General features: G+C 46.6%; 3 protein-coding genes. All 3 read left to right on the top strand.

The annotated features are described in order from the left end of the window. Positions 1-216 precede the first annotated feature (216 nt). The 3 genes from RMO84_RS18040 to RMO84_RS18030 all read left to right on the top strand — a co-directional run bounded on the left by RMO84_RS18040 (position 217) and on the right by RMO84_RS18030 (position 2,163). The gene (locus RMO84_RS18040; protein WP_396135893.1) at positions 217-441 is read left to right on the top strand and encodes a DUF433 domain-containing protein; all 225 of its coding nucleotides are present in this window, start codon (positions 217-219) and stop codon (positions 439-441) included. Positions 442-443: 2 nt separating this feature from the next. Continuing rightward, complete coding sequence (locus tag RMO84_RS18035) at positions 444-812, top strand: DUF5615 family PIN-like protein (RefSeq protein ID WP_310489822.1); 369 nt, start codon at positions 444-446, stop codon at positions 810-812. Positions 813-987: 175 nt separating this feature from the next. Further along, the gene (locus RMO84_RS18030) at positions 988-2,163 is read left to right on the top strand and encodes a TRC40/GET3/ArsA family transport-energizing ATPase (protein ID WP_310489821.1); all 1,176 of its coding nucleotides are present in this window, start codon (positions 988-990) and stop codon (positions 2,161-2,163) included. Positions 2,164-2,315 lie beyond the last annotated feature (152 nt).

Below are 2,315 nucleotides of genomic sequence, written 5' to 3'. Positions count from 1 at the left end.
TGATGGGCAACCACGAACGCAAGCCTTATGATTATGCCTCATTATTATTCAATGCCAATAGTGGCAACTCGAACCTAGAAAGTATGATGTAGCTTCTACCAACACCCGATCGCTGGTTGCAAGTGATGAGAGATCTGGAAGTAGTAGATGTGAATATTAGCGATAATTAACTAAATATCTTAAAATTGAGAAAATCCGATGAGAAGTACGATCGCCATGTCTAAAATTTCGGTAAACTCTAATATCCACTTTGGCAAGCCTTGTATCTCTGGAACGCGCATTACAGTTCAGAGCGTATTGGAGCTAATCGATGGCGGACTATCATTTGAATCAATTATCCAAGACTACTATCCCGATCTGCAAGCTGAAGATATTCATGCTTGTCTCAGGTATGCTATTGCATTGGTAGCATCTGAGGATATTCATTTGCTTTCGGCTTAATTATGCGCCTTTTACTCGACCAAGATGTGTATGCAGTAACAGCCAGATTTATAATTACTGCTGGGCATGATGTTGTCCTTGTGTCTGAGCTGGGGATGGCATCAGCCGCAGACGAAGAAATACTTAGAACTGCACAGTTACAACATCGAATTTTGGTCACACGAGATCGAGATTATGGAAATCTTGTTTTTGTGAGGGGGATGGGAGCGGGCGTAATTTATCTCCGTATTCAGCTCGATAATGCTAATGAAGTACATAGCGAACTGACACGAGTTTTAGAAACTTATTCAGAAACAGATTTGTCTGGAGCTTTTGTTGTCATCGAATCAGATGGTTATCGATTTCGGCGACCGCCTCCATCATTAAACTAATGGTACTCACGATCGATACCCAGACCCAGAGCGGATAGAGAAAGACTTAAGCCGATCGCGATCCCGAACGATCCCCAAAAATAGCTTCCCAGAGCAAAAACCGTTAAGATCGAGAATAGCGATGTTCTCTTATAGAGGCTGCGCCTAAAGATTACTCGGATACAACATAGAGAACATGCGTTTAATTTTGATGACTGGGAAAGGTGGTGTGGGTAAAACCTCAGTTGCGGCGGCAACTGGATTGCGGTGTGCCGAACTCGGTTATCGGACGCTGGTATTGAGTACCGATCCCGCGCATTCGCTGGCGGATAGCTTTGACATGGAGATGGGACACGATCCGCGCGAGGTGCGTCCGAACCTCTGGGGTGCGGAACTCGATGCCCTCAAAGAATTAGAAGGTAACTGGGGCGCGGTTAAACGGTACATCACCCAAGTTTTGCAAGCGCGCGGCATGGAAGGCGTGCAAGCTGAGGAATTGGCGATTTTACCTGGGATGGATGAGATCTTTGGGCTAGTGCGGATGAAGCGGCACTATGACGAGGGCATCTATGATGTCTTGATTATCGACTCGGCACCAACCGGAACTGCCCTGAGATTGCTGAGTTTGCCGGAAGTCGGCGGTTGGTATATGCGGAAGTTTTACAAGCCCTTGCAGGCGGTGTCAGTTGCGCTCAGACCGCTAGTCGAACCGCTATTTAGACCGATCGCGGGGTTCTCGTTGCCGAATAAGGAAGTAATGGATGCGCCCTATGAATTTTACGAGCAAATCGAAGCATTGCAGAAGATCTTGATGGATAACACCGTCTCTTCGGTGCGTTTAGTGACGAACCCAGAGAAGATGGTAATCAAAGAGTCGCTACGCGCCCATGCTTACCTAAGTTTGTACAACGTCTCGACCGATTTGATTATTGCCAATCGGATCATTCCGGCTACCGTCACCGATCCCTTCTTCAAAACCTGGAAGGAAAATCAAGAGAAATATCGCCAGCAGATTCACGAGAATTTTCATCCGCTGCCAGTGAAGGAAGTGCCGTTGTATACCGAGGAGCTGTGTGGACTCGAAGCACTCGATCGATTGAAGGACACTCTCTATGGCGATGAAGATCCCAGCAAGGTTTACTACCAAGAAACCACCCTCCGCGTCGTCCAGGAAGGTAACTGCCTCTACAGTCTGGAGCTGTATCTGCCAGGAATTGCCAAAGACCATATTCAACTCAATAAAACTGGCGATGAATTGAATATCCGGATCGGCAACCACCGCCGGAACATGGTGCTACCGCAAGCTCTGGCTGCGCTGCAACCTACTGGTGCGAAGATGGATGAGGATTATCTCAAAATTAAGTTTGCTTGAGGATAGCTCGATCGAATTTCACGATCTGGGGTAGGTAACTGCCCCAAACAAGAGAACCAATTATATCTGTTTAGCTAAAATTTTGCGACAAATCTTAATATTGAGTCCCAAAATGGGTAGGATAGATAAATAGGATTGGGATCGCAATCCCA

This window comes from Chamaesiphon sp. VAR_69_metabat_338 (assembly GCF_031423935.1).
In the GTDB taxonomy this organism is placed as follows: Bacteria; Cyanobacteriota; Cyanobacteriia; order Cyanobacteriales; family Chamaesiphonaceae; genus Chamaesiphon.
Note: the sequence above shows the minus strand (reverse complement) of the source record. Positions and strands in the feature narration are given on the sequence as shown.

Bases quoted from the DNA above. Each gene is read 5' to 3' on its own strand.
- RMO84_RS18030 (WP_310489821.1), top strand. From the start codon at position 988: ATGCGTTTAATTTTGATGACTGGGAAAGGTGGTGTGGGTAAAACCTCA.
- RMO84_RS18035 (WP_310489822.1), top strand. From the start codon at position 444: ATGCGCCTTTTACTCGACCAAGATGTGTATGCAGTAACAGCCAGATTT.
- RMO84_RS18040 (WP_396135893.1), top strand. From the start codon at position 217: ATGTCTAAAATTTCGGTAAACTCTAATATCCACTTTGGCAAGCCTTGT.